At 64.2% G+C, this 23,150-nt stretch carries 23 protein-coding genes; 7 read left to right on the top strand and 16 right to left on the bottom strand.

What is annotated here, in order from left to right; all coding sequences use genetic code 11:
• Positions 1–84: 84 nt before the first annotated feature.
• The 9 genes from phnC to phnG form a co-directional block, all read right to left on the bottom strand.
• Positions 85–942, bottom strand: coding sequence for a phosphonate ABC transporter ATP-binding protein (gene phnC, locus LB543_RS07750; RefSeq protein ID WP_140756394.1), 858 nt, complete (start codon positions 940–942; stop codon positions 85–87).
• A gap of 130 nt (positions 943–1,072) precedes the next feature.
• Entirely contained in the window at positions 1,073–1,783 is a 711-nt protein-coding gene (locus LB543_RS07745; RefSeq protein WP_224613658.1) for a DUF1868 domain-containing protein, read from the bottom strand.
• Between the two features lie 134 nt (positions 1,784–1,917).
• On the bottom strand, positions 1,918–2,535 hold the full coding sequence (locus LB543_RS07740; protein WP_140756390.1) for a DapH/DapD/GlmU-related protein: 618 nt from the start codon (positions 2,533–2,535) through the stop codon (positions 1,918–1,920).
• Positions 2,532–3,239 carry a phosphonate C-P lyase system protein PhnL gene (phnL, locus tag LB543_RS07735; protein ID WP_224613657.1) on the bottom strand — a complete coding sequence of 236 codons (708 nt, stop codon included), beginning with the start codon at positions 3,237–3,239 and terminating at the stop codon, positions 2,532–2,534. The genes LB543_RS07740 and phnL overlap by 4 nt, the downstream gene beginning before the upstream one ends.
• Positions 3,240–3,447: 208 nt before the next feature.
• Complete coding sequence (phnK, locus tag LB543_RS07730) at positions 3,448–4,224, bottom strand: phosphonate C-P lyase system protein PhnK (RefSeq protein ID WP_015315654.1); 777 nt, start codon at positions 4,222–4,224, stop codon at positions 3,448–3,450.
• Complete coding sequence (locus LB543_RS07725) at positions 4,221–5,132, bottom strand: alpha-D-ribose 1-methylphosphonate 5-phosphate C-P-lyase PhnJ (protein WP_224613656.1); 912 nt, start codon at positions 5,130–5,132, stop codon at positions 4,221–4,223. Before LB543_RS07725 ends, phnK begins: the two co-directional genes overlap by 4 nt.
• Entirely contained in the window at positions 5,129–6,241 is a 1,113-nt protein-coding gene (locus tag LB543_RS07720; RefSeq protein ID WP_224613655.1) for a carbon-phosphorus lyase complex subunit PhnI, read from the bottom strand. The genes LB543_RS07725 and LB543_RS07720 overlap by 4 nt, the downstream gene beginning before the upstream one ends.
• A gap of 2 nt (positions 6,242–6,243) precedes the next feature.
• Entirely contained in the window at positions 6,244–6,855 is a 612-nt protein-coding gene (gene phnH / locus LB543_RS07715; protein ID WP_224613654.1) for a phosphonate C-P lyase system protein PhnH, read from the bottom strand.
• The gene (gene phnG / locus LB543_RS07710; RefSeq protein ID WP_224613653.1) at positions 6,855–7,316 is read right to left on the bottom strand and encodes a phosphonate C-P lyase system protein PhnG; all 462 of its coding nucleotides are present in this window, start codon (positions 7,314–7,316) and stop codon (positions 6,855–6,857) included. Before phnG ends, phnH begins: the two co-directional genes overlap by 1 nt.
• A gap of 113 nt (positions 7,317–7,429) precedes the next feature.
• Between phnG and phnF the strand changes: the two genes are divergently transcribed.
• Positions 7,430–8,179, top strand: coding sequence for a phosphonate metabolism transcriptional regulator PhnF (phnF, locus tag LB543_RS07705; protein WP_224613652.1), 750 nt, complete (start codon positions 7,430–7,432; stop codon positions 8,177–8,179).
• Between the two features lie 2 nt (positions 8,180–8,181).
• On the opposite strand, the gene LB543_RS07700 is transcribed toward phnF, so the two are convergent.
• The 6 genes from LB543_RS07700 to LB543_RS07675 form a co-directional block, all read right to left on the bottom strand.
• Entirely contained in the window at positions 8,182–9,198 is a 1,017-nt protein-coding gene (locus LB543_RS07700) for a zinc-binding alcohol dehydrogenase family protein (protein WP_224613651.1), read from the bottom strand.
• 71 nt (positions 9,199–9,269) lie between these two features.
• On the bottom strand, positions 9,270–10,238 hold the full coding sequence (locus tag LB543_RS07695; protein ID WP_224613650.1) for an ABC transporter permease: 969 nt from the start codon (positions 10,236–10,238) through the stop codon (positions 9,270–9,272).
• Positions 10,235–11,788, bottom strand: a complete 1,554-nt coding sequence (locus tag LB543_RS07690) for a sugar ABC transporter ATP-binding protein (RefSeq protein WP_224613649.1) — start codon at positions 11,786–11,788, stop codon at positions 10,235–10,237. Before LB543_RS07690 ends, LB543_RS07695 begins: the two co-directional genes overlap by 4 nt.
• Before the next feature lie 156 nt (positions 11,789–11,944).
• On the bottom strand, positions 11,945–12,937 hold the full coding sequence (locus LB543_RS07685; protein ID WP_140756366.1) for an ABC transporter substrate-binding protein: 993 nt from the start codon (positions 12,935–12,937) through the stop codon (positions 11,945–11,947).
• A 342-nt stretch (positions 12,938–13,279) separates the two neighbouring features.
• Positions 13,280–14,278 carry an aldo/keto reductase gene (locus LB543_RS07680; RefSeq protein ID WP_224613648.1) on the bottom strand — a complete coding sequence of 333 codons (999 nt, stop codon included), beginning with the start codon at positions 14,276–14,278 and terminating at the stop codon, positions 13,280–13,282.
• A 63-nt stretch (positions 14,279–14,341) separates the two neighbouring features.
• Positions 14,342–15,847, bottom strand: coding sequence for a UxaA family hydrolase (locus LB543_RS07675; protein WP_224613647.1), 1,506 nt, complete (start codon positions 15,845–15,847; stop codon positions 14,342–14,344).
• Positions 15,848–16,094: 247 nt separating this feature from the next.
• On the opposite strand from LB543_RS07675, the gene LB543_RS07670 reads away from it, so the two are divergent.
• From LB543_RS07670 to gndA, 6 genes are all read left to right on the top strand, one after another.
• Entirely contained in the window at positions 16,095–17,012 is a 918-nt protein-coding gene (locus LB543_RS07670) for a GntR family transcriptional regulator (RefSeq protein WP_140811588.1), read from the top strand.
• A 95-nt stretch (positions 17,013–17,107) separates the two neighbouring features.
• Complete coding sequence (locus LB543_RS07665) at positions 17,108–17,464, top strand: DUF2946 family protein (protein ID WP_224613690.1); 357 nt, start codon at positions 17,108–17,110, stop codon at positions 17,462–17,464.
• A 95-nt stretch (positions 17,465–17,559) separates the two neighbouring features.
• Positions 17,560–18,102: a copper chaperone PCu(A)C gene (locus LB543_RS07660; RefSeq protein WP_140811586.1), complete on the top strand. Its 543-nt coding sequence runs from the start codon at positions 17,560–17,562 to the stop codon at positions 18,100–18,102.
• A 39-nt stretch (positions 18,103–18,141) separates the two neighbouring features.
• Positions 18,142–18,660, top strand: coding sequence for a YcnI family protein (locus LB543_RS07655; RefSeq protein WP_224613646.1), 519 nt, complete (start codon positions 18,142–18,144; stop codon positions 18,658–18,660).
• Positions 18,661–18,715: 55 nt separating this feature from the next.
• Positions 18,716–20,350 carry a copper resistance CopC/CopD family protein gene (locus LB543_RS07650; RefSeq protein ID WP_224613645.1) on the top strand — a complete coding sequence of 545 codons (1,635 nt, stop codon included), beginning with the start codon at positions 18,716–18,718 and terminating at the stop codon, positions 20,348–20,350.
• Positions 20,351–20,501: 151 nt separating this feature from the next.
• Positions 20,502–21,929, top strand: coding sequence for an NADP-dependent phosphogluconate dehydrogenase (gene gndA, locus LB543_RS07645; RefSeq protein ID WP_224613644.1), 1,428 nt, complete (start codon positions 20,502–20,504; stop codon positions 21,927–21,929).
• Here gndA and LB543_RS07640 read toward each other — a convergent pair.
• Positions 21,926–22,978: a LacI family transcriptional regulator gene (locus LB543_RS07640; RefSeq protein ID WP_140756350.1), complete on the bottom strand. Its 1,053-nt coding sequence runs from the start codon at positions 22,976–22,978 to the stop codon at positions 21,926–21,928. The genes gndA and LB543_RS07640 overlap by 4 nt on opposite strands.
• Positions 22,979–23,150: the final 172 nt, after the last annotated feature.

Below are 23,150 nucleotides of genomic sequence, written 5' to 3'. Positions count from 1 at the left end.
CCCGCGCCGGCAGCGTTCTTGATCTTGACAAGTGCCCTTGACGCGGGCGGACGATCCAGGCTGCTCGCTATGCCCGTAATGGGCTCAGTATCCCGGAAATGCGGGTTCGAGCGGTCCGGCGGATGCGGCGATCTTCTGCTTGAAGGCTACGCTGGTGGAGGTGATGACCTCCGATATCTCGCCGCCATTGCTGTCGGCGCCGTAGACAAGACGCACGGCGTCGCGGTCGAGCTCTTCGGGCGGCCCGTCGAAGACGACCTTGCCGGCGGCCATGCCGATGACGCGGTTGCAATAGGTACGAGCGGTATCGAGCGTATGCAGGTTGGTGACGACGGTGATGCCTTCGCGCAGATTGATGTCCTGCAGCGAATCCATCACCACCTTGGCGTTGAGCGGGTCGAGCGAGGCGATCGGCTCGTCGGCGAGGATCACCCTGGGCTGCTGCATCATGGCGCGGGCGATGGCGACGCGCTGCTGCTGGCCGCCAGACAAGGTGCCGGCCGGCTGAAGTGCCGTACGGGCGATGTCGAGCCGCTCGAGCGCGGCGACCGCCTCTGCGCACTCGGCGCGCGAGAACATGCCGAGAAGGTTGGACAGGGTCGAGCGGTGGTTCAGTTTGCCGAGCAGCACGTTGGTCAGCACGTCGAGGCGCGGCACCAGGTTGAACTGCTGGAAGATCATGGCGCAATCGCGCTGCCAGCGCCGCAAGGGCGAGCCGCGCAACTGGGAAACCTCCGCGCCGTCAAAAAAAATCGACCCCTGGCTGGGATCGACAAGACGGTTGATCATGCGAAGAAGAGTCGACTTGCCGGCGCCCGAACGGCCAATGACGCCAACCATCTGCCCCTGCGGGATCGAGATGTTGACGTCACTGACGGCGGTGTTCTTGCCAAATCGTCGGCTGACGCCGCGGATTTCGAGCGTGGCAGAGCTTGCTGACATGGGCTGGTTCCAGTCCGGTCCATATTGATCGTCAGGCTCTCGCCTAACGCAGCCACATGAACCTGCCGTGTCGCCGGCATGTCAGTTTTGTTACGCTCCACAGATACGACGGTCGGCGTCCTGCTGGCGATCAGCCAAGCACCAGCAATTCCTCGAAATGTTTCATGTCGCGGAATGCGCAGAAGGCGGGGGCCTTGATCTCGATCACCGGAGCCTGCCGCGCGAAAAGCGCCAGGCAATCGTCGAACAGCGCCTGCCATGCGGCAGCGCTGTCGTCGGCGAGACGCTGGATCTGGTAGGCGAAGGTGATGTGAAAGACGTAATTGTCGTGGTCGGGGTGCCGGTAGCCGAACGGCACAGTCAGAGCATCGCGCCATGCACGTATGATGCGCATGTCCTCGTCGGTCGCGCCGGCAACGGTGAGGCCGGTCGGCACGATCTCGAGCACCTTGATGTTGAACGGGCCGGCGCCCTCGAAACCCTTGAGGCGCTCCAGATAGAGCCGGGTCATGGCGTCGATGCTGGTGTCGAGCGGGACGTCCCGCGGCCAGTAAGGCAACCGGCGGCGATATTCGATGACGCCCTGGAACAGCGTCATGTGCAGGCTGGAGACCGGCGTGAAGGCGAGGCGATCGGCGTCCGGCATTGCCATCATCCGATTGCGTACAGTGAGCACCACCGCTTCGGATGGCGAGCCGCTGACCAGATGGCTGACGACGGTGTTGCCGGGCTCGAGGAGAAAGTTGCCCGACGCGTCGTAGCGCGTGCCGAGATGCGTCGGCGGCGACGGATTGGAGCCGGCAAAGAATCCGGCGAGCGAGGGCCTGACAGTTTCGAGCATGGCGATCTCCTTGGGAGATGGCGTCCTGTCCGAATCTTATGTCAGGGATATGAACAGGCTCGCTCTATGACGATGATGTGAGGGCTCTGTCTCTTTGCCTGACGCAACCGGTTCCCAGTTTTCCTGGAATTGCGCTATCCTTCGTATTTCTCCAGGAACGCCTCGGCCGACAAATCCCGAAAATCGTCGAGCGAAGCGCGTAGCCTGGCATGGTCCCAGTCCCACCAGGCCAGTGCCTGGTAGCGCTCGGCGGTGCGGCGGTCGAAGCGCTCGCGGATCGGCTTGGCCGGCACGCCGGCGACGATGGTGTAGGGCGCGACGTCCCTCGAGACGACCGCGCCAGCGCCAACCGCGGCACCATCACCGACGGTGACGCCGGGCAGGACGGTCGAGCCGTGGCCGAGCCAGGTGTCGTGGCCTATGGTGACGCGCTTGGCGCGACGCTGAGCGAAGAATTCGCTCTCATGCTCAGCGTCGTCCCAATAGTCCGACGCGCGGTAAGTGAAGTGGTGCAGCGTCGGCCGCCATGTCGGATGGTTGGTGGCGTTGAGGCGCACGCTGGCCGCGATGTTGGCGAATTTGCCGATCGTCGCACACCAGACGGCGCAGTCCTGCATCATGTAGGAATAATCGCCGAGCTCGCTTTCCGAAACCCGGCTGCGGTCGGCGATCTCGGTCCAGCGGCCGAGCGTCGAGTTGTGCACCTCCGCCGTCGGGTGGACCAGCGGCGTCTCCGACAATTTCCTGGTCATGCGGCGAGCTTTCCCGGCGCGAAGGCGGTAACGTCGATGACGCGGTCGGCCACCGCCTCGCGCACTTCGTGGTCATGGAAGATGCCGAGCAAGGCGACGCCTGCCGCCTTCTTGGCGGCGATGAGTTCGATCACCACGTCGCGGTTGGTCGCGTCGAGCGATGCGGTCGGCTCGTCGAGCAGCAGGATCGGATGTTCGGTGATGAAACCGCGCGCGATGTTGACGCGCTGCTGCTCGCCGCCGGAGAAGGTTGCCGGCGGCAGCATCCAGAGCTTTTCCGGCAGATTGAGCTGGGCCAGCAAGGCGCGTGCCCTGGCTCGGGCCGCCTCGCGCTCCTCGCCGCGTTCAACCAATGGTTCTGCGACGACATCGAGAGCGGAGACGCGCGGCACGGTGCGCAGGAACTGACTGACATAGCCGATCGTTTGCCGGCGAACGGAAAGCACCGTGCGCGGGCTGGCATGGGCAAGGTCGATCAGCCCGTCCTCGTGCATGACGATGATCTGGCCCTCGTCGACGGCGTAGTTGCCATAGAGCATCTTCAGGATCGAGCTCTTGCCGGCGCCGGACGGGCCGCCGAGAACGGTGCATTCACCCGCCTTGATCGAGAACGAGACACCCGCGACGACAGGCAATTTGATGCCGTCGCGCAGATGCATGGTGAAGCTTTTCGCCACGTCGGAGACAACGAGAGGGGTCGGCATCAGAAGGTTCTCCAACCGTCAATCGTCGGCGTGACAGCGCCCCCCTCTGCCTTGCCAGGCATCTCCCCCTCAAGGGGGGAGATCGGCTGTCGCATTCGTCGTCGCCAATCTGCTGCATTGTAGAATAGGCGGGACATGGAAACTGCCAATCTCCCCCCTTGAGGGGGAGATGGCCGGCAGGCCAGAGGGGGGTGTTCAAGCGCCATCGTCAAACCTGTAGGATCGAGGAAACCAGCAATTGCGTGTAGGGCGCGCGCGGGTCGTCGAGCACGCGGTCGGTGAGGCCGCTTTCGACGACGCGACCGTCCTTCATCACCATCATGCGCTGCGACAGAAGCCGCGCCACGGCGAGGTCGTGGGTGACGACGATGGCGGCAAGGCCAAGGTCGGTGACCAGACCGCGCAGGAGGTCGAGCAGGCGCGCCTGCACGGAAACATCGAGGCCGCCGGTGGGCTCGTCCATGAACACCAGCCGTGGCCCGGTGACGAGATTGCGGGCGATCTGCAGGCGCTGGCGCATGCCGCCGGAAAAGGCACGGGGTTCGTCGTCGATGCGGTCTTCCTCGATCTCGACGCGCGACAGCCAGTCGACGGCCGTGGCGCGGATCTTGCCGTAATGGCGGTCGCCGACCGCCATCAGGCGCTCGCCGACATTGGCGCCGGCCGACACGGTCATGCGCAGCCCATCGGCCGGGTTCTGATGGACAAAACCCCAGTCGGTGCGCATCAGGAAGCGGCGCTCGGCCTCGCTCATGCGGTAGAGCTCGCGGAACTGGCCGTCGCGCATGCGGTAGCTGGCGGTGCCGGAAGAGGGCAGCAGCCGCGTCGACAGGCAGTTGAGCAGCGTCGTCTTGCCGGAGCCGGATTCACCGACGACCGCCAGAACCTCGCCCGGCCACAGGTCGAAGGAGACGTTGTCGCAGCCGACGCGCGAGCCGTAGAATTTCGACAGCGCCGAGACGCGCAACAGCGGTTCGTCGGTCATTGCGCCGGCTCCATGTTTCCTGGGGCAAGATCGGTTTCGGGGGCAAGGTGGCCGCGATGGCCCTCTTCACGCCGCTTCTCGCAATAATCGGTGTCGGAGCAGACGAACATATGGCCGCCATGGTCGTCGAGGATGACCTCGTCGAGATAGACATTCTCGGCCGCGCACAGCGCGCAGGGCTGGTCGAAAGTCTGCACCTCGAACGGATGATCCTCGAAGTCGAGGCTGACCACATCGGTGAAGGGCGGCACCGCGTAGATGCGCTTTTCGCGGCCGGCGCCGAACAGTTGCAAGGCCGGCGAGCGGTGCATCTTGGGGTTGTCGAATTTCGGCGTCGGCGAAGGGTCCATCACATAGCGGCCCTCGACCTTGACCGGATAGGCATAGGTGGTGGCGATGCGGCCGTGCTTGGCGATGTCCTCGTAGAGCTTCACATGCATGAGACCGTATTCCTCCAGCGCATGCATTTTCCGCGTCTCGGTCTCGCGCGGCTCGAGGAAGCGCAGCGGTTCGGGAATCGGCACCTGGTAGACCAGCACCTGGCCAGCCGTCAGCGGCTGTTCAGGGATGCGGTGGCGGGTCTGGATGATGGTGGCAGTGGCGGTATCGGTGGTTACCGCGACATTGGCGACCTTCTTGAAGAAGGCGCGGATCGAGACCGCATTGGTAGTGTCGTCGGCGCCCTGGTCGATGACCTTCAGCACGTCATCGGGGCCGATGATCGATGCCGTGACCTGGACGCCGCCGGTGCCCCAGCCATAGGGCATCGGCATTTCGCGTGAGGCGAACGGCACCTGGTAGCCGGGGATGGCGATGCCCTTGAGGATCGCCCGGCGGATCATCCGCTTGGTCTGCTCGTCGAGATAGGCGAAGTTGTAGGTGGCGATGTCGGTCGGTTGCGCAGTCATTCCGCTGCCTCCTTCTTTTCTTCCGCCTTTGCTGGATTTTCGCGGGCCTCATACTCGGCGCGCATGCGGCGCACGAGGTCGAGCTCGGCCTGGAAGTCGACATAGTGCGGCAGCTTCAAATGCTCGACGAAGCCGGTCGCCTGGACATTGTCGGAATGCGAGATGACGAACTCCTCGTCCTGCGCGGCGGCGACGATGTCCTCGCCGAGTTCCGAGGCGCGCAGGGCGCGGTCGCAGAGCGCCATGGCCATCGCCTTACGTTCGCTCTGGCCGAAGACGAGGCCGTAGCCGCGGGTGAATTGCGGCGGCGCCTTGGCCGAGCCCTTGAACTGGTTGACCATCTGGCATTCGGTGACCCGCACCGTGCCGAGCGGCACGGCGAAAGGCAGTTCGGGCACGTCGAGTTCCAGCTCGACCTCGCCGATGCGGATCTCGCCGACGAAGGGATGGTTGCGGGCATAGCCGCGCTGCGTGGAATAGCCGAGCGCCAACAGAAAACCCTCGTCACCGCGCGACAGCGCCTGCAGGCGGATGTCGCGCGCCACCGGGAATTCCAGCGGCTCACGGGTGATGTCGCCGGGAATGTGGTCCTGCGGCATGTCGCCATCGGGCTCGATCAGGCCTTCGCGAGCAAGGATGGCCGAGACACGCGGCATGGCATCGGCCTCGCCGGCGCGCTGCAACGGTTCGGCGACATCGGCGCCGGCGGCAAGCTCCGGGTCGAGCAGGCGGTGGGTGTAGTCGAAAGTCGGACCAAGCAGCTGGCCGCCAGGCAGGTCCTTGTAGGTCGCCGAGACGCGCCGTTCGACCAGCATCGCGCTGGTGTCGATCGGGCTGGTGTAACCGAAGCGCGGCAAGGTGGTGCGGTAGGCGCGCACCAGGAAGATCGCCTCGATCATGTCGCCGCGGGCCTGGACGATAGCTAGCGCGGCGAGTTCACGGTCATAGAGCGAGCCTTCGCTCATCACCCTGTCGACGCCGAGCGCCAGTTGTTCGACAATCTGGTCAAGGCGCAGCGCCGGCACCGAGCGGTCGCCGCGCCGGCGGTCGGCAAGCAGGCTGTGAGCGTTGGCAATGGCGGCTTCGCCACCTTTTACCGCGACATACATCTTCAAGCCTCCATCGTCTTGATGCGCGTCGTGCGCGGCAGGCAGGCTATGCCGTCCGATGTGGCGAGGATGATGTCGACGCCACGAGGAAAGCGCTTGTTGTTTTGCTTCCACTGCTCGACGAAATGGCGCGGCATCTGGGCCGGTGCGATCGTGGCGCTGGTTTCGATGCCGGGGCCTTCCAGCAACAGCGGGGCCCCTGAAGCGAGGTCGCCGACCTGCAGGATCAGCGTCGTCGATCGGTCGGGATAATCCTGCGTGCCCTGCGAAAAACCGTCGAGCGCCATCATCTCGGCGGGCATGGCAATGAACGCGAAATGCGCGTCGGCCGACGTATTGGCCAGCGGCGCGCCCGTGTGGAAGCCAAGCCAGGAGCCGATCGCCGCGGATGCATGCAGTGCCGGGTCGAGCCAGAGCGGCGTGTCGTTGTCGCACAGCGCCAGGGCAATGGCGCCTGATGTTGCCGAAAGCGGCGCCGGCGGGCGGGCCAGCGCCGGCAACGGCTGGACGCTGCCAGGCCGCGCCATGGCACCCATGACGGCCCGAAACATGGCCTGGGCGTTGAAGACCGGATCGGCGAAACCGCCTTCGATCGATTGCGCAGCGATATCCATCAATCTTCTCCGCGAACCATGGTGAAGAAATCCACCTTCGTTGCCGCCGTCTCGGCGCGGCGTTTTTCGTGGGCAGCGGTCAGAGCCGACCGCAAGGGTGCAATGAGCCCGGTCTCGACCTCGGTGCGGCGGGCAGGGTCCTGCCAGAGCGCGTCGGCGATGGCTGCCAGCTTCGCCTTCTGCTTGTCGCGGCCAAGCGCGTAGCAATGGCCGACCTGCCCGGATGGCAGCCGGACGGTAGCGCGAGTGACGGTCGCTTCGCCGACATTGAAGGGCGCGCCGCCGCCGCCGATGCGGCCACGCAGGGTGACCAGGCCGGTCTCGGGGCCGCGCAGCAATTCGGCTTGCGAAGGCAGGCCGGCCTCGTTCCAGAGCCGCACGATGTCGTCGCCGCTCGATTGCGCCAGCGTCGCCATGGCGGCCTTGCGCTCGGCCTGGTCGCGGGCTTCCTGTCCTCGCATCGCCAACTTTCCTCTTCGCTAAATTTGTCTATTGATATAGACAACTATACAAATTATACATTTTACCTAACGCGAGTCCATGACGGGTGCGTGACAGGCCGGGGGGCAAAAACATGATCGGGCAGCAGGTGGCCGACAGCATCGAACGGCGCAGCGGCGTCTCACTGTGGCGACAGATCGCCGATAGGATCCTGCAAGCGATTGCCACCGGCGATTTCGCCGAGAATGCCGCGCTGCCGCCCGAGGTCGCGCTGGCCGAGCGCTACGGCGTCAACCGTCACACCGTACGCAGCGCCATATCGGCGCTCGTGCAGGAGGGCGTATTGCGGGCCGAGCAGGGACGCGGCACCTTCGTCTTGTCGCGCAAGCGGCTGTCCTATCCGATCGGCGCGCGGACACGCTTTTCGACTGGCCTGCAGGGGCAGACATCGGAACGGCACATCGTGCTGCTCTCCTCATCGAACGAGCCCGCCAGCCAGCGCGTTGCCGAAGGGCTCGGGTTGGCCCGGGGTGCCGAGATGATACGGCTGGAGACACGCGGCGAGGCCGACGGGCGGCCGGTGTCGCGCGCCGCCGTCTGGTTCGAGGGGAGGCGCTTTGCCGGCATCGACAAGGCGATGGCGCAGACCGGATCGATCACCGCGTCCCTGGCCCGTTTCGGTATAGACGATTATCTCAGGCAGTCGACGGTGCTGTCGGCGCGCCATGCGGACGCCGCCGATCTTGCCGACCTCGACCTGCAGCCGGGCGCCATCGTGCTGGTCACGGTGGCGGTCAACGTCACGCCTGACGGCCAGCCGATCCAGTTTTCCGAATCTCGCTTCCCTGCCGAGCGAGTGGAGCTGAAGCTATCGGCGCTGTAAGGCTATCCGATCTCGATCACGGCCTTGATCAGGCCCGACTTTTCGTGCGCCCAGCGTGCGAGATCCCCTGGCGTATCGGCCAGCGTGGTGCGGTGGGTGACGAGCTTGGCTAGCGGCACGGCCCCATTGCGGATCGAGGCGGCGACATGATCGAAGTCGGCGCGCAACGCATTGCGGCTGCCGATCAATGTCATTTCGCGCTTGTGGAACTCAGGGTCGGAAAAGACGATGTCGTCCTTGACGACGCTGACCAGCACCAGCGTGCCGCCATGCGCGACATGGGCGAAGGCCGATTGCACCGACCGGGTGTTGCCGGTGGCATCGAAGACCGCGTCGAAGCCTTCGCCGTCGGTCGCATCACGCACCAGATCTGACACGGGTGCTTGCGAGCCGTCGAGAATCGAAAAGCCGAGCTCACTCGCGGCGAAGGCCAGTCTTTCGCTGCTCATGTCGAGAAGTGTCACGTCGAGCCCGGCAATGCGTGCGAAGATGGCGGTGCCAAGCCCAATCGGACCGGCGCCGATGACCAGCGCGCGTCCACCGGGCTCGGAACGCGCGCGGCGCACGGCATGCGCGCCGATGGCCAGGAATTCGACGGCGGCGGCGTCGGCGAGCGACAGCCCGTTTGTGGGATAAAGGTTCTGCGCCGGCACCAGGATCCGTTCGCACATGGCGCCGTCGCGATGCACGCCGAGCACTTCGATCCTGACACAGCAATTTGGCTTGCCGTGCCGGCAGGCAATGCATTTGCCGCAGGAGAGATAGGGGTTGATGATCACCGGTTCGCCGACCGCAAGACCGACTCCTTCGCCAACTTCGACGACGGTGCCGGAGACTTCGTGGCCCATGATGCGGGGATAGGCGAGGAACGGGTGCTTGCCCTCGAAGATGTGATAGTCGGTGCCGCAGATGCCGACATGGCTGACCGCGACCAGCGCCCAGCCGGGAGGCGGCGAGCCGGGAGCAGGGCGGTCTTCCAGGATAAGCTCACCTGGCGAGCGGCAGACGACGGCTTTCATGCTTCAATCCACTCTGTCACGAAATCGCCGGCCCGTTTCCGACAGGGCCGGCGATCGATTTTGGTTTGTCGCTACTTGCCGCCGCGGCGACGCAGGCCATCGAAATAGACGATGACGATGATCAGCACGCCGGTGATGACACGCTGCCAGAAGGCGTTGACGTTGAGCAGGTTGGCGCCGTTGTTGATGGTCGCCAGGATGAAGGCGCCGAGCAGTGGCCCGTGTACCGAGCCGACCGCGCCGAACAGTGAGGTGCCCCCGATCACCGACGAGGCGATCGCCTGCAGTTCCCATCCTTCGGCCTGGGTCGGATTGCCGATGCCGATGCGCGAAGCCAAGAGCACGCCGACGAACGCCGCGCAGAGACCCGACAGCGTGTAGGCCATGAAGATGGTGCGTTGGACATTGACGCCGGACAGGCGCGAGGCCTCGGCGTTCGACCCGACCGAGAACAGGTACCGGCCCCAGCGGCTGTGATGCAGGAAGACATAGGCGGGTATGCCGACCAGCAGCACCATCCAGAACAGATTGGGGATGCCGACGAAGGAGTTGCGCGAGAATTCCTGGAAAGCATCGTTGTTGATCGAAATCGAATTGCCGTTGGTCATCAAAAGGCCAATGCCGCGCAGCGACGTCAGGGTCGCCAGCGTGATGATAAAGGGCGGCAGGCCCATCTTGACGATGCCAAAACCATGGAAGAGGCCGATGGCGACGCCGACCAGCAGGGTGAGCAGGATGGCGAGGAAGACCGGGACGCCGGCATTGATCGACATCGCGGCGATGACGGTTGCGAAGCCGACCACCGCGCCGACGGACAGATCGATGCCGCCGGTGATGATGACAAAGGTCTGGCCGACAGCCAAAATTGCGATCATCGAACCCTGACGCAGCAGATTCGAGATGTTGTTGGCCGACGCGAAGCTCGATGTGGATAACGACAGGATGACCCACAGCAGCACCAGCAGCGCCAGCAGCGTCAGTCCGAACAGGGCGTTGTAATTGCGCTTCGGTTTTTCGGCAGGAATCGCCTCGGTGCTCATGTCTTTCCTCCCAGCTTTTCTTGTTTCTCGGCGAGCGCCTGTGTGAGAATGTCCTCGTGATCGGCGGTGTGGAACCCGTGGGTGGCCACCAGCTTGCCGCGGCGGAACACGTGCAGCGTGTCAGCCAGTTCATAGACTTCCGGCAAATAGGACGAGATCAGGATGATGCCGGCGCCCTTCGACAAGAGCGCGCTAAACAGGCGGTAGATCTCCGCCTTGGTGCCGACATCGACGCCGACCGTCGGCTCGTCGAAGATGAACAGCTTGGCGCCGTGGGCCAGCCATTTGCCGATGACGATCTTCTGCTGATTGCCGCCGGAAAGGCTGGAAGCCAACGCATGGCGCGTCGGCGTCTTGATCCTGAGACCAGCGATCTGGCGGTCGGCCTCGGCCTTCTCTTTGGCGTTCGAGATCAACAGATTGCTCGAGATGCGTTTGTAGATCGGCAGGTTGAGATTGAGGCCGACCGGCAAATTGAGGCAGAGGCCCTGGTCGCGGCGGCTTTCCGGCGCCAGCGCCATGCCGAGCTTGATCGCGTCATGCTCGGAGTTGATCTGGACATCCTTGCCTTCCCACAGGATCTGGCCGGCCGACTTCTTGTGCCGGCCGTAGAGCGTGGTGACGAATTCGCTGCGCCCGGCGCCGATCAGGCCGTAGAGCCCGACGATCTCGCCGGCACGGACCGTCATCGACACGTTTTCGAAGCCCTTGCCCGAGAGGTTTCTGACCTCGACGATCGCGGCGCCCGGAGTGAAATGCTCCTTGTGGTAGATCTGTTCGATCGAACGGTTGATCATCAGCTTGACGAGTTCGGCGTCATTGGTCTCGCTGATGTTCCTGGTGCCGACCAGCGTGCCGTCGCGCAGCACCGAAACACGATCGGCGAGCTCGAACACTTCCTCCATCCGGTGACTGATGTAGATGATCGTCACGCCCTCGGACTTCAGGCGCCGGATCAGAGTGAAGAGTTGGTCGGCCTCCTTGCGGGTCAGGTAGGCGGTCGGCTCGTCGAAGATCAGGAATTTGGTGCCGCGCACGGTGGCGCGGGCGGCGGCGATCAGCTGTTGCTGGCCGATGGTCAGATCGCCCAATGTGACATGCGCCGGCAAGTCGAAGCCGAGATCGTCAATGATCTTCTGCGCCTCGTTGACCATGGCGCGCTGCTGCAGGATGCCGAAGCGCGAATTCTCCTCGCCGAGGAACATGTTGGCGGCCACGGTGAGGTGACGGCAGAGCACGACCTCCTGGTGAACGGCATTGATGCCGAGCGCCATCGCCTCATGTGGGGTCGCCAGTGCAGCCGGTCGGCCCTCCCAGATCACCTCTCCGGAGGTGCGCGGCATGACGCCGGTCAAAAGCTTGATGAGTGTGGATTTGCCGGCGCCGTTCTCGCCGACGATGGCGTGGATCTCGCCTGCCTTGAAGGCAAGGTCCACCGGCTTCAAGGCGTGAGTGCCGGGATAGCGCTTTTCCAACCCGCGCAATTCGAGGATGGTCCCGCCGGGCTCCAGCGCGGGAGCCGGATGCAGTTCGTGCGCCGTCGGCGTCATGGCGATCCTCCCAGATTGGCCTCGCGGCAGGCACCCGGCGAGGCTGTGATTGTCTTTTCAAACAGCCTAGCCAAAGCCGGCCGATTGCCAAGCCGCTTGTGGCGGCGGATGTTTCCGGGGCACGACGCCCCGGAAACGGTTTTGAACACGGGTTGCTCAGAGCTTCGGGTTGAGCAGCGCGTCGATCTTGGGATCCTTCATATTGGCCTTGGTCACCAGATTGGCGCCGGTGTCGACATTGGCCTCGACCTTCTCGCCCTTCGAGGCGGCAAGCGCGGTCTTGATGCCGTCATAGCCCATCCGGTACGGATCCTGGACGACGAGGCCGGAAATGACGCCGTCATTGAGGAACTTGATCAGCTTCTCGTCGCTGTCGAAGCCGATCAGCCCGACCTTCCCGGCAAGTTTGTTCTCGGCGATCGCCTGACCGACGCCTTGCGCCATGATCAGGTTCGACGCGAAGATGCCCTTCAGGTCCGGATTGGCGGTGATCAGGTCGGTCGCGATGTTGAGGCCGGTGGTGGCCTGGCCGTCGGCGTATTTGTCGGCGATCAGTTCGAGGCCGGGATACTTGGCCTTGAGCTGTTCCTTGAAGCCCTGCGCGCGCTGTTCGAGCGAGCCGGCCCCGGGGAGCGCGGTGATAAGCGCAACCTTGCCCTCGACCTTGCCGCCGTTGGCGGCGCCGATCGCGGCGGCCAGACCGTCAGCGGCGACGCGGCCGCCCTGCACGTTGTCGGTGGTCAGGAACGATGTGAAGGCCTTGGAGTCGGCGCCCGAGTCGATGCCGATGACCTTGACCTTGGTCGCGGCTTCGTCGATCGGCTTGCCGAGCGCCTTGGCTTCGGTCGGTGCGATGACGACGGCGGCCGGGTTGCCGGCGACGGCGTTCTCGAGGATGGAGATCTGGCCGTTGACGTCGGTCTCAGCCTGGGCGCCGAGTTCCGGCACGTTGACGCCGAGGTCCTTGCCGGCCTTGCGGGCGCCGGCCAGAACGATCTGCCAGTAGAAGGACGTGGTATCCTTGACGATGATCGGAATGGTCACGTCCGCCGCCGAAACCGGTGCGGTATGCATGACGCCGGCGAGCATCGAGGCTGCCGCCAGGGCCATGACGGCGCGGCGGTTGAGAATGCTGGTCACGAATTTCATGGGATCCTCCCTAAGTCGCCTGGTGAACGTTACGGAAGCTCGGTTCGGATAGGCGTGGCCCAAACAGAACTTTATCAATAAAAAACAGTTGCACTGTTTTGATAGTGCATCGTTCCGGCCGATGCAAGCGGTGTTTCCAGTCAGTCCTCCCAAAGGCCTGACAACGATTCACCTACCGGCGCGGCTCCTCTCCAGTCTTAGTCAGGCGCTCCCGTTTCCGTTCTACGGAAGGATGGAATATTAATTCCATACAGCAGTCAACATGGAATGTTCATTCTCTTCTGAGGTCGCAACATTGTGAAGCCGACCCGCGACCCTGTGCACATTGCGACGGTGCGCGCTTCAAGACAGTTCCTGCGCCACCGTGTAGGGACGATACTTGGCATATTCCGTCTCCGGCACGTCGATATCGAGCAGCTCGAGATTGCGCGTCAGGTTCGCCAATTTTGCCGTGCCGGTCAGCACGGTGGCGACTGTTGGCTCGTGCAAAGGAAACTGGAACGCGGCCGCTGCCAACGGATAACCGCCTTCACCGGCGATCTTCTCCATGGCGTCGACACGGCCGAGAACGTCGCGGCTGGCGGGTTGGTAGTCGAAATGCGCGCCCTGCACCGGTCCGGTCGCCAATATGCCCGAGTTGAAAACGCCGCCGATGACCAGCGACGTCTGTTGCGCACGGCACAGCGGCAGCAGTTCGGCTTCCGCGCTTCGGTCGAGCAAGGAATAACGGCTGGCGAGCAGGATGCAGTCGAGCGGCGCCCGGCGCATCACGTCGAGGCAGATCTGGACTTCGTTGACGCCGAGCCCGTAGGCCGAAATCGTGCCGGCCCGCTTAAGCTCCTCGAGCGCCGTGAGCCCGCCGTCCATCAACTGGCGAAAGTGCAGTTTGGTCTTCTCGACACCATGCGTGTAAACGCCGATGTCGTGCACATACAGGATGTCTATCCTGTTTAGCCCAAGCCGCGCATAGCTGAAGTCGACCGACCGCATGATGCCGTCATAGGAATAGTCGTACTCGAGCGCGAAGGGTAGCGGATCGACATAGGAATGGTCCGGCACCTGGTCTTCCGGCACCGGGCGGAACAGGCGGCCGACCTTGGTCGACAGCACGTAGGAATCGCGTGGCTTGTAGCGCAGGAAATCGCCGAAGCGACGCTCCGATAGGCCGAAACCGTAGAAGGGCGCGGTGTCGAAATAGCGCAGGCCGGCTTCCCACGCGCCTTGCAGCGTTTCCATCGCCGCTTCGCGCGAACAGGCCCGGTAGAGGCCGCCGATCGCAGCACCGCCGAAGCTGATCTCGGTGACCTCCAGTGCCGTCTGGCCGATGCGGCGTCCTTTCATGCATAACCTCCCCGTGGCCGACCGTTGTGCGGCTCGGCAAGTTTACCAGACATGCGTCGAAAACTAGAGCGTCGCGCCGAGATGCCAGGGCACGAACTCGTTGTCGCCGTAGCCAAAATCCTCGCTCTTGGTCTTGCGGCCTGAAGCCGTCTCGACGATCAGTTCGAAGATCTCGCGGCCCATGCCGGCAATGGTCTTTTCGCCGGAGGCGATGACGCCGCAATTGACGTCCATGTCCTCTTCCATCTGGTGATACATGGTCGAGTTGGTGGCGACCTTGATCGAGGGTGTCGGCCGGCAGCCGAAGCAGGAACCGCGACCGGTGGTGAAGACGATGACATTGGCGCCGCCCGCGACCTGACCGGTAGCCGAGACCGGGTCGTAACCGGGCGTGTCCATGAACACCAGCCCGTTGCCGGTGACCTTTTCGGCATAGCCGAACACGCCGTTGAGCGGCGTCTGGCCGCCCTTGGCGACCGCACCGAGCGACTTTTCCAGGATGGTGGTGAGGCCGCCGCGCTTGTTGCCGGGCGACGGGTTGTTGTCGATCGAGGCGCCATGCTTGGCGACGTGATCTTCCCACCATTTCACATAGCCATCGAGTTTCTTGGCGATCTCGGGGCTTGCGGCGCGATAGGCGAGCAGGTGCTCGGCGCCGTAGATTTCCGTCGTCTCGGAAAGGATGCCGATGCCGCCGACGCCGGCCAGGATGTCGACGGCCGCGCCCAGCGCCGGATTGGCCGTGATGCCCGACATGCCGTCGGAGCCGCCGCATTGCAGGCCGACGACGATCTCGCTGACCGGAATCGGCTCGCGCTTCAACTGGCCGACTTCCTCGGCGATCTCGGCCAGCACGCCCATCGCTTTTTCCACCGATTTGCGCGACCCGCCGGCATCCTGGATGTTGAAGTGGCGCTTGCCGGCGGCGGCACCCTTCTGGCCGTAGAGGGTAAGCTGGTTGACCTCGCAGCCGAGGCCGACCATCAGCACGCCGCCGAAATTCGGGTGGCGGGCATAGCCGGCCAAGGTCCGGTGCAGCACCATCATGCCGTCGCCTGTGGCGCTCATGCCGCAACCCTGGCCATGGACGATCGGCACGAAGCCATCGATGCCGGGATATTTCGGCAGCAAGGTCCGGTTGGCGGTGTCGGCGATCGAATGGCAGACGGTGGCCGAGCAATTGACGCTGGCGATGATGCCGATGAAGTTGCGCGTGCCGGCGCGGCCATCGGCGCGGCGATAGCCCATGAAGGTGCGGGCGCGGTCGGCCTCCGTCGCATGCTCGGCCTCGCTCGGCGGCACCACCGGCAGCCGGCCGGCCTCGAAGACCAGATTGTGCGAATGGACATGCTCGCCCGGCGCGATGTCCTGTGTGGCGCGGCCGATCGCCTGGGCGTATTTGACCACGGCTTCACCCGTGGCAATCGGCTTGATCGCCACCTTGTGGCCAGGCTCGATGACGGCGGCAGCGAGCGCGTCGCCCGGCAGCGCGGTGCCGATCTCGATACGGCCATTGGCGACGGCGACGTTGTCGGCGGGAGACAGAAGGATGGTGTTCGAGACGTTCACGGGCGTTTCCTGGGTGATCCTGGGATGCGCGGATTGACACGCGCCTGTTAAGAGTTAATGTCTTTTATCGTGAAAAAACAGTTTTGCGTCAATTGTTTTTTCGCTGCGGTTCCGCCCTGGGCAAGTGGTGGCGCTGGAAACAATGAGCCGGACCCGGAGAAAGAGATTCCTGCTTTTCAGGGTTCTGGGAACGTCATATTGCGCTTCAAGCCGGCCGCTGCAAGCGCCGGCATGAATGGGTCAGGGGATGTCGAAGAGCAACAACGTCTACAAGGACGCCTACAACCGCTGCCTCAGGCTGCTCGACGAGACGCGCAGCCTGCCGTCGGAACCTGAGCTGGGTGTGCTGCTCGGCGTCAGCCGCACGACCGTGCGCAGCATCCTGGCGCGCATGGAGGAAACCGGGCTGATCGCCTGGAACAAGCGCGCCAAGACGGTGCTGCGCGACCCGCGTCCCGATGACTTCTTTCCCGAGGAAGAGACCGACACACTGGCTGAGATCATCGAGCGGTCGTTCATGCGCAGGCTGCTGGCCGGCGGCGCCGAGGCCGGCATGCAGATCAACGAGCTCGAACTGGCGCGCGAGATCGGCGTCGGCACCACCAGCGTGCGCGAGTTTCTGATCCGCTTCTCCCGTTTCGGCCTGATCGAAAAACGCCGCAACAGCCATTGGGTGCTGAAGGGTTTTACGCGGGCCTTCGCGCTGGAACTGACCGAGATCCGCGAAATGTTCGAATTGCGTTCGGCCGCCGCCTTCACCGCGCTGCCGCAGGACAGTCCGGTCTGGGATGATCTCGACCGGCTGGAGGAGGAACACCGCGTTCTGGCACGCGAGATCGCGACGCGCTTCAATGAGTTCTCGGAACTGGACGAGCGCCTCCACCGGCTCATCCATCGCGCCTCGCGCAACCGCTTCATCGTCGATTTCTACGACGTCATCGCCATGATCTTCCATTACCATTACCAGTGGAACAAGGCGCAGGAGCGCGAGCGCAACGAAGTCGCGATCGGCGAGCATCTCGCCTATATCGAGGCACTCAAGTCGCGCGACCTCGGCAAGGTCGATGCAGCCTGCCGCAAGCACCTGAAGTCGGCACGCCAGACATTGCTGACCTCGATCCCGGAAAGCCGGCCGTCCTTGAGTGCCGCGTTGCCGCAGCATTGAATTGCCGATTTTCGACCTGCCGCTCCCGTGATAGGTATCCTTTCAGGATTGCTTTAGAGGCAGATGGTTTGAACAGCCCGGGGAGACCGTGGAGCATACCGGTCGCGCTTGTCGCGGCCTATCTGCTGTTGCTCCAGTCTACACTTGGTGCGTTCGCTTTCAGCACCGGGCAGAGTGCCGCGCAACTCGATGCCTTCGGCAACGTCATCTGTACCCACGACGGCGCCACCCAGCTTCCCGGCGGCGACCAGCATCCATCCCATCTGCCGGCCTGCTGCACACTCGGCTGCAGCATGTTTTCTCCAACCTATGCGCCGCCGCCCGATGCCGGGCTTGCGCTTGCGTCCCTGTCCTTCGAGATCGTCGCCTTCGTCTTCCCGGCGACCACGCATCTCGACTTCGCCCGTGAACGGTCCCCGTCGAACCCGCGCGCGCCGCCACTGGCGGCTTGAGCCTGCTTGCTTGCGGAACCTTTCGCGAGCGTACTCATCCAAGATCAAACCATTCGTGACCGGCGACGGCGCGATCATCACGTCATGGAGCAATCATGTCCCATTCTTTCCGTATGTCGGCGGGCACTGTGTTCGGCCGCGCCCTGTCTCGCTTCAAAGCCGATCTCGGCATTGCGGCGTTAGCCCTAGCGCTTGTGTTCCTTGGCGCCCAGGCAGTCCTGGCGCATGAATTCAAGGTCGGCGATCTCGAAATCGAACATCCCTGGTCGCGCGCCACGCCGGCCGGCGCCAAGGTGGCCGGCGGCTATTTCACCATCCTCAACAAGGGCAGCGCCGCGGACCGGCTGCTCTCGATTACCTCCGACGTCTCCGAAAAGGCCGAGCTGCATCAAATGGGCGTCAAGGACGGCGTCATGACCATGCGGCCAGTTGACGGTGGCCTGGAAATCCCGGCAGGCGGCAAAGTTGCCCTGGCGCCCGGCGGCTATCATCTGATGTTCATCGGCCTGAAGCGGCAACCCAAACAGGGTGAAAAATTCGCCGCCACGCTGACCTTCGAGAAGGCCGGTACGGTCAGCGTCGAGTTCGCCGTCGAGGGCATGGGCGAAATGGGCGGCATGGACGACCACGCCAATTGATCGCGCCGATCCACGAATTTTGAGATCAGAGGGACCATCATGAACAAGTATCTTTTGGCGGCCGGCGCGTTTCTCGTACTGGGGACAAATGCCGCCTTGGCGCATATCACGCTCGAGACCCAGGAGGCGGCCGTCGGCTCGACCTACAAGGCTGTTCTGCGCGTGCCACATGGCTGCGACGGCAAGGCGACGACCGCCGTGCGCGTGCAGATGCCGGAAGGGGTGATCGCGGTGAAGCCGATGCCGAAGCCCGGCTGGACGCTGCAGACCAAGAAGGGCAAGTACGAAAAATCGTACCAGCTCTATGGCCAGGCGGTGGCCGACGGGGTGAAGGAAGTCGATTGGAGCGGCGGCAATCTGCCGGATGAATTCTACGACGAGTTCGTCTTCCGGGCCACGCTGACGGCGGATCTGCCCGTCGGCCAGAAGCTCTACTTCCCGGTGGTGCAGGAATGCGGCGATGCCGCCGCCCGCTGGATCGAGATTCCGGCGGCCGGACAGGATGAGGACGCGCTGGAGACCCCGGCGCCCGGCATCAAGCTCACGCCGAAGAAATGATTTTCTGGCGGCGCGCCCGGTCCGCAAGCTGCGCCGCCAACTCCATGGCGGCAGCATGAACGCGACATCGCCACTTCAAGGGCCTGCAAGGACCGGCAAGCGATTCGGCTGGGCCGGTGGGCTTTTCGCGATGGCCATGGCGCTCATCGTCATGGCTTCGACAAGCCAGGCTTTTGCCCATGCGGCGCTGATCAAGACCGACCCGGCCGACGGCGCCGTGCTGGCGCAGGCGCCGGCTCAGTTCTCGCTGACTTTCGGCGAGCCGGTCTCGCCGCTGGTGCTGACGCTGGTGACGCCCGACGGCACGCCGGTTCCGCTGACTTCCTTCCGCCTGAGCGACCAGACCGTCGAGATCGACAATCCGCGGGCGCTCAAATCCGGCACGCATGTGCTGAGCTGGCGTGTCATTTCCGCCGATGGCCATCCGGTCGGCGGCTCGTTCCTGTTTTCCATCGGCGCGCCAACGGAGCCGCCGGCCGTCTCCGAGGCGATCGACTGGCCGTTGCGGTCGGCGATCTGGATCGGCAAGGTTCTTCTCTATACGGGCCTTTTCCTAGGCATTGGCGGCGCTTTCGCCCTTGCCTGGCTGGCCGGGGATGGCCGTGCCGGTCAGCGCTTTGTCACGGCCGCGATCCTGTGCGGGCTGGTGGCGGCACCCTTGTCGCTCGGCTTGCAAGGTCTCGATGCGCTAGGGACGCCGCTCTCCCATCTGGCGCAGCCAGTGATCTGGCGCACCGGGCTCGGCACCAGCTTCGGCTGGACGGTGCTGATCGCCCTGATCGCGCTTGGGCTTGGCCTGCTGTCGCTGGCCGGACCGCGCGCGACCGCTAGGCCATTTTCTCTTGCGGCCCTCGCCGGCGTCGGCGTCGCGCTTGCCGCCAGTGGCCATGCCAGTGCGGCCGAACCGCAATGGCTGACACGGCCGCTGGTCTTCGTCCATGGCGTCGGCATCGCCTTCTGGGCCGGTGCTTTGGTGCCGCTCGGCCTCGCGCTGAAGCGTCAGGCGAACGGCGCCGTTGAATTCCTGCGCCGTTTCTCAGGGGCAATCCTGCCTGTGGTCGCCCTGCTTGCCGCGGCAGGCATCGTGTTGGCCGTGATCCAGGTGCAGACACCCTCGGCGCTGGTCGACACAGCCTATGGCCGGCTGCTGCTGCTGAAACTCGCGCTGCTGGTCTTTTTGTTCACGCTTGCCGGCGTCAATCGCTGGAAGCTCACCCCCTCGGCCGAGGCGGGAGCGACCGAGGTGCAACGCAGGCTCACCCGCTCGGTCGGCGTCGAAGTGCTGATCGTGCTGGCGATTTTCGGGGTCGCCGCGGGCTGGCGCTTCACGCCGCCACCACGGGCGCTGGCGATCGCGGCGGCCCAGCCGGTTTCGGTCCACATTCACGCGTTGCAGGCGATGGCCGATCTCAGCATCACGCCTGGTCATGCCGGGCCGGTCGCCGCCTCGATGATCATCATGACCGGCGATTTCGGGCCACTCGACGCCAAGGAAGTGACGCTGGTGCTGTCGAAACCCGATTCCGGCATCGAGCCGCTGAAGCGCGCGGCAACCAAGCCCGGCGACGGCAGCTGGCGTGTCGACAACCTCATCATCCCGGTTCCCGGCCGCTGGATGGCGCGCATAGACATCCTGGTCTCGGACTTCGACATGGTGAAGATCGAGGCGCCAATCGACATCAGGCCGTAACTCACGGATGTGATACCGTTGTCGGACGGGAAACGTCAGCGTGCGACTATAACACAATTCGGCGAGGCGGTTGACGCGGCCCGAAACGCTCGTCAATCATCGCCCACAAAACACGGCCTCAACAAAGCGATCCGGAAACAGGGAAGAAACGATGGAAAAAGCCGAAATCGGCCTGATCGGCCTTGGCACGATGGGCTCCAACCTGGCGCTGAACATCGCCGAGCACGGGCACCGCATCGCCGTCTTCAACCGCACAAGAGCACGCACCGATGCCTTCGTCGAGAATGCCGGTGCGCTCAGGGACATGGTCGTCCCCTGCTACAGCCTGGAGGAACTCGCGGCCGCGATCCGGCCGCCGCGCCCGATCATCATCATGGTGCTGGCCGGCAAGCCGGTGGACGAGCAGATCGAAGCGTTGCGCGGCGTGCTGTCCGCCAACGACATCGTCATCGATGCCGGCAATGCCAATTTCCGCGATACGATGCGGCGCTTCTCCGAACTGTCCGGCTCGGGCTTGACCTTCATCGGCATGGGTGTGTCCGGCGGCGAGGAGGGCGCGCGCCACGGACCGTCGATCATGGTCGGCGGCACGGAGGATTCGTGGAAGCGTGTCGAGAAGGTGCTGACCGCCATCTCCGCCAAGTTCAAGGACGAGCCCTGTGCCGCCTGGCTCGGCACCGATGGTGCCGGCCATTTCGTCAAGACCATCCACAACGGCATCGAATATGCCGACATGCAGATGATCGCCGAGATCTACGGCATCCTGCGTGATGGAATGGGCATGGGGCCGAAGGACATCGGCACGGTGTTTTCCAACTGGAACAAGGGCCGGCTCAACTCGTACCTGATCGAGATCACCGCCAAGGTGCTCGCAGCCGACGATCCGAAGACCGGCAAGCCGGTGGTCGATATCATCCTCGATCGCGCCGGCCAGAAGGGCACCGGCAAATGGTCCGTCATCGAGGCGCAGCAACTCGGCATTCCGGCGACCGCGATCGAGGCGGCGGTGGCGGCGCGCGTGCTGTCGTCGATCAAGGACGAGCGGCAGGCAGCCGAAAAAGCCTATGGCAATATCGGTGTGACGAAAATTTCCGGCGACAAGGACGCGCTGCTGAAAGACCTCGAACTGGCGCTGTTCGCCGGCAAGATATCAGCTTATGCGCAGGGCTTTGCCGTGATGGCCGGCGCCTCGAAGGAGTTCAACTGGAACCTGCCGATGCCGACCATCGCCAAGATCTGGCGCGCCGGCTGCATCATCCGCTCGCAGATGCTCGACACGATGGCCGAGGCCTTCGGCAGCGGCGGCGCTTCGACCAACTTGCTGATGGCGCCGGCTTTCATCAGCTTGATGAAGGAGGCGCATCCGTCGCTGCGGCGCATCGTGGCGAGGGCTTCCGAAGCCGGCGCGCCGGTGCCGGCGCTGTCTTCGGCGCTTGCCTATTTTGACAGCTACCGCCAGGGCCGCGGTACCTCGAACCTGATCCAGGCGCAGCGCGACTTCTTCGGTGCGCATGGTTTCGAGCGCATCGGCGAGCAGGGTGCGTTCCACGGGCCGTGGGGCAGCGGCGCGGCTGGCTAATCGCCGGAGGGCCGATAGGCCACGACGCCCTTCGGCTCGCTCAGGCTCTGCAGCGTGCCGGGCGAGGCACCGCCGATCCAGCCGAGCACCGAGCGGGCGAGTTCGGAGCCGGCCAGCCGGAAGTCTTCGTTGACGACCAGCAATTCATGCCTGAACAGATGCAGCAGTTCCGACGACTGCTTCGACACCACGTCGACGTCGCGGCCGAGCTTCAGGCCGGCATCCTCGATGCCGGCGACGATGGCGAGCGTCGCCGCCGCGGCGCTGCTGATGATACCGTCCGGCCTGATGTCGCGCCGCATCAGCTGCGCGGTCCTCATCCTGATCTGTTCGATCGAATGGTCGATCGAAACGGTGTTGAACGGCACCTCGCTGGCGCCGACTTCGCTCAGAGCGTCGGCAAAGCCGTCAACCGTATGGCGGTAGTAGCTCAAACCGACCGGCGGCGTCACCAAGGCGAGCCGGCGGCGGCCCATGCCGGCGAGATGCCGCACCGCCTCGGCCGCGAAGGCGTAGTTGTCGAAATCATGATAGGGATGAACCAGCCCCATCTCGGTGCGGCCATGCGTGGCGAAGGGAATGCCGCGCTCCAGCATGTAGCGGGCCCTCGGATCGTTCGGCTGGGTGCGCGAGATGATGACGCCGTCGGCCGAGCCGGTCTCCACGAGATAGCGCACCGGATCCAGTGGATCCTGCGAGCGCGAATAGGGTGTGACGATCAGGTGGTAGGGCGTGTCGGCGATGACTTCCGTCACGCCGTAGATGATGTCGGAGACAAAGCTCATGAGTTCGTGCTCGGTGTTGAGCACGAGGCTGATGACATTGGTCTTGCCGGTCCGCAAACGCACGCCGGCACGGTTCGGCCGATAGCCGATCTGCTTGGCCACGAGCTGGACACGACGCCTGGTCTCGGCGCCGATCTCGGGCGCGTCCTTCAAGGCGCGCGAGACGGTGGTGACGCCAAGCCCGGTCATGAAGGCAAGCGTCTTCAGCGTCGGCCGTTCCTGTGCCGTCGCCTCGTCATCCTTGTCCGTGCGTTGTCTGTCCATCCGTCCCGCCCATCAGGCGCATAGCAGCCGCCGGGCAGCCCGGCAATGTTTGCGGCCGCTCCCCAGGGCGCGTCACCTGCATGGAAGCAGTATACTGAAACGTTACAGCTTGTCACGATCGGTGTAGAAACGGGTGCTGGCGACGCGGAAAACACGTCGTCGACCGTGTGGC

It is taken from the genome of Mesorhizobium sp. ESP7-2, assembly GCF_020164715.1.
Taxonomy (GTDB): domain Bacteria; phylum Pseudomonadota; class Alphaproteobacteria; order Rhizobiales; family Rhizobiaceae; genus Mesorhizobium.
Note: the sequence above shows the minus strand (reverse complement) of the source record. Positions and strands in the feature narration are given on the sequence as shown.

What these genes read in the sequence shown, in the direction of transcription:
- LB543_RS07720 (WP_224613655.1), bottom strand. Translation starts at nt 6,241, where the DNA reads ATGTATGTCGCGGTAAAAGGTGGCGAAGCCGCCATTGCCAACGCTCAC.
- LB543_RS07745 (WP_224613658.1), bottom strand. Translation starts at nt 1,783, where the DNA reads ATGCTCGAAACTGTCAGGCCCTCGCTCGCCGGATTCTTTGCCGGCTCC.
- gndA (WP_224613644.1), top strand. Translation starts at nt 20,502, where the DNA reads ATGGAAAAAGCCGAAATCGGCCTGATCGGCCTTGGCACGATGGGCTCC.
- LB543_RS07695 (WP_224613650.1), bottom strand. Translation starts at nt 10,238, where the DNA reads ATGAGCACCGAGGCGATTCCTGCCGAAAAACCGAAGCGCAATTACAAC.
- LB543_RS07660 (WP_140811586.1), top strand. Translation starts at nt 17,560, where the DNA reads ATGTCCCATTCTTTCCGTATGTCGGCGGGCACTGTGTTCGGCCGCGCC.
- phnC (WP_140756394.1), bottom strand. Translation starts at nt 942, where the DNA reads ATGTCAGCAAGCTCTGCCACGCTCGAAATCCGCGGCGTCAGCCGACGA.
- phnG (WP_224613653.1), bottom strand. Translation starts at nt 7,316, where the DNA reads ATGCGAGGACAGGAAGCCCGCGACCAGGCCGAGCGCAAGGCCGCCATG.
- phnF (WP_224613652.1), top strand. Translation starts at nt 7,430, where the DNA reads ATGATCGGGCAGCAGGTGGCCGACAGCATCGAACGGCGCAGCGGCGTC.
- phnH (WP_224613654.1), bottom strand. Translation starts at nt 6,855, where the DNA reads ATGGATATCGCTGCGCAATCGATCGAAGGCGGTTTCGCCGATCCGGTC.
- LB543_RS07740 (WP_140756390.1), bottom strand. Translation starts at nt 2,535, where the DNA reads ATGACCAGGAAATTGTCGGAGACGCCGCTGGTCCACCCGACGGCGGAG.
- phnK (WP_015315654.1), bottom strand. Translation starts at nt 4,224, where the DNA reads ATGACCGACGAACCGCTGTTGCGCGTCTCGGCGCTGTCGAAATTCTAC.
- LB543_RS07685 (WP_140756366.1), bottom strand. Translation starts at nt 12,937, where the DNA reads ATGAAATTCGTGACCAGCATTCTCAACCGCCGCGCCGTCATGGCCCTG.
- LB543_RS07680 (WP_224613648.1), bottom strand. Translation starts at nt 14,278, where the DNA reads ATGAAAGGACGCCGCATCGGCCAGACGGCACTGGAGGTCACCGAGATC.
- LB543_RS07700 (WP_224613651.1), bottom strand. Translation starts at nt 9,198, where the DNA reads ATGAAAGCCGTCGTCTGCCGCTCGCCAGGTGAGCTTATCCTGGAAGAC.
- LB543_RS07640 (WP_140756350.1), bottom strand. Translation starts at nt 22,978, where the DNA reads ATGGACAGACAACGCACGGACAAGGATGACGAGGCGACGGCACAGGAA.
- LB543_RS07650 (WP_224613645.1), top strand. Translation starts at nt 18,716, where the DNA reads ATGAACGCGACATCGCCACTTCAAGGGCCTGCAAGGACCGGCAAGCGA.
- LB543_RS07670 (WP_140811588.1), top strand. Translation starts at nt 16,095, where the DNA reads ATGTCGAAGAGCAACAACGTCTACAAGGACGCCTACAACCGCTGCCTC.
- LB543_RS07690 (WP_224613649.1), bottom strand. Translation starts at nt 11,788, where the DNA reads ATGACGCCGACGGCGCACGAACTGCATCCGGCTCCCGCGCTGGAGCCC.
- LB543_RS07655 (WP_224613646.1), top strand. Translation starts at nt 18,142, where the DNA reads ATGAACAAGTATCTTTTGGCGGCCGGCGCGTTTCTCGTACTGGGGACA.
- phnL (WP_224613657.1), bottom strand. Translation starts at nt 3,239, where the DNA reads ATGCCGACCCCTCTCGTTGTCTCCGACGTGGCGAAAAGCTTCACCATG.
- LB543_RS07725 (WP_224613656.1), bottom strand. Translation starts at nt 5,132, where the DNA reads ATGACTGCGCAACCGACCGACATCGCCACCTACAACTTCGCCTATCTC.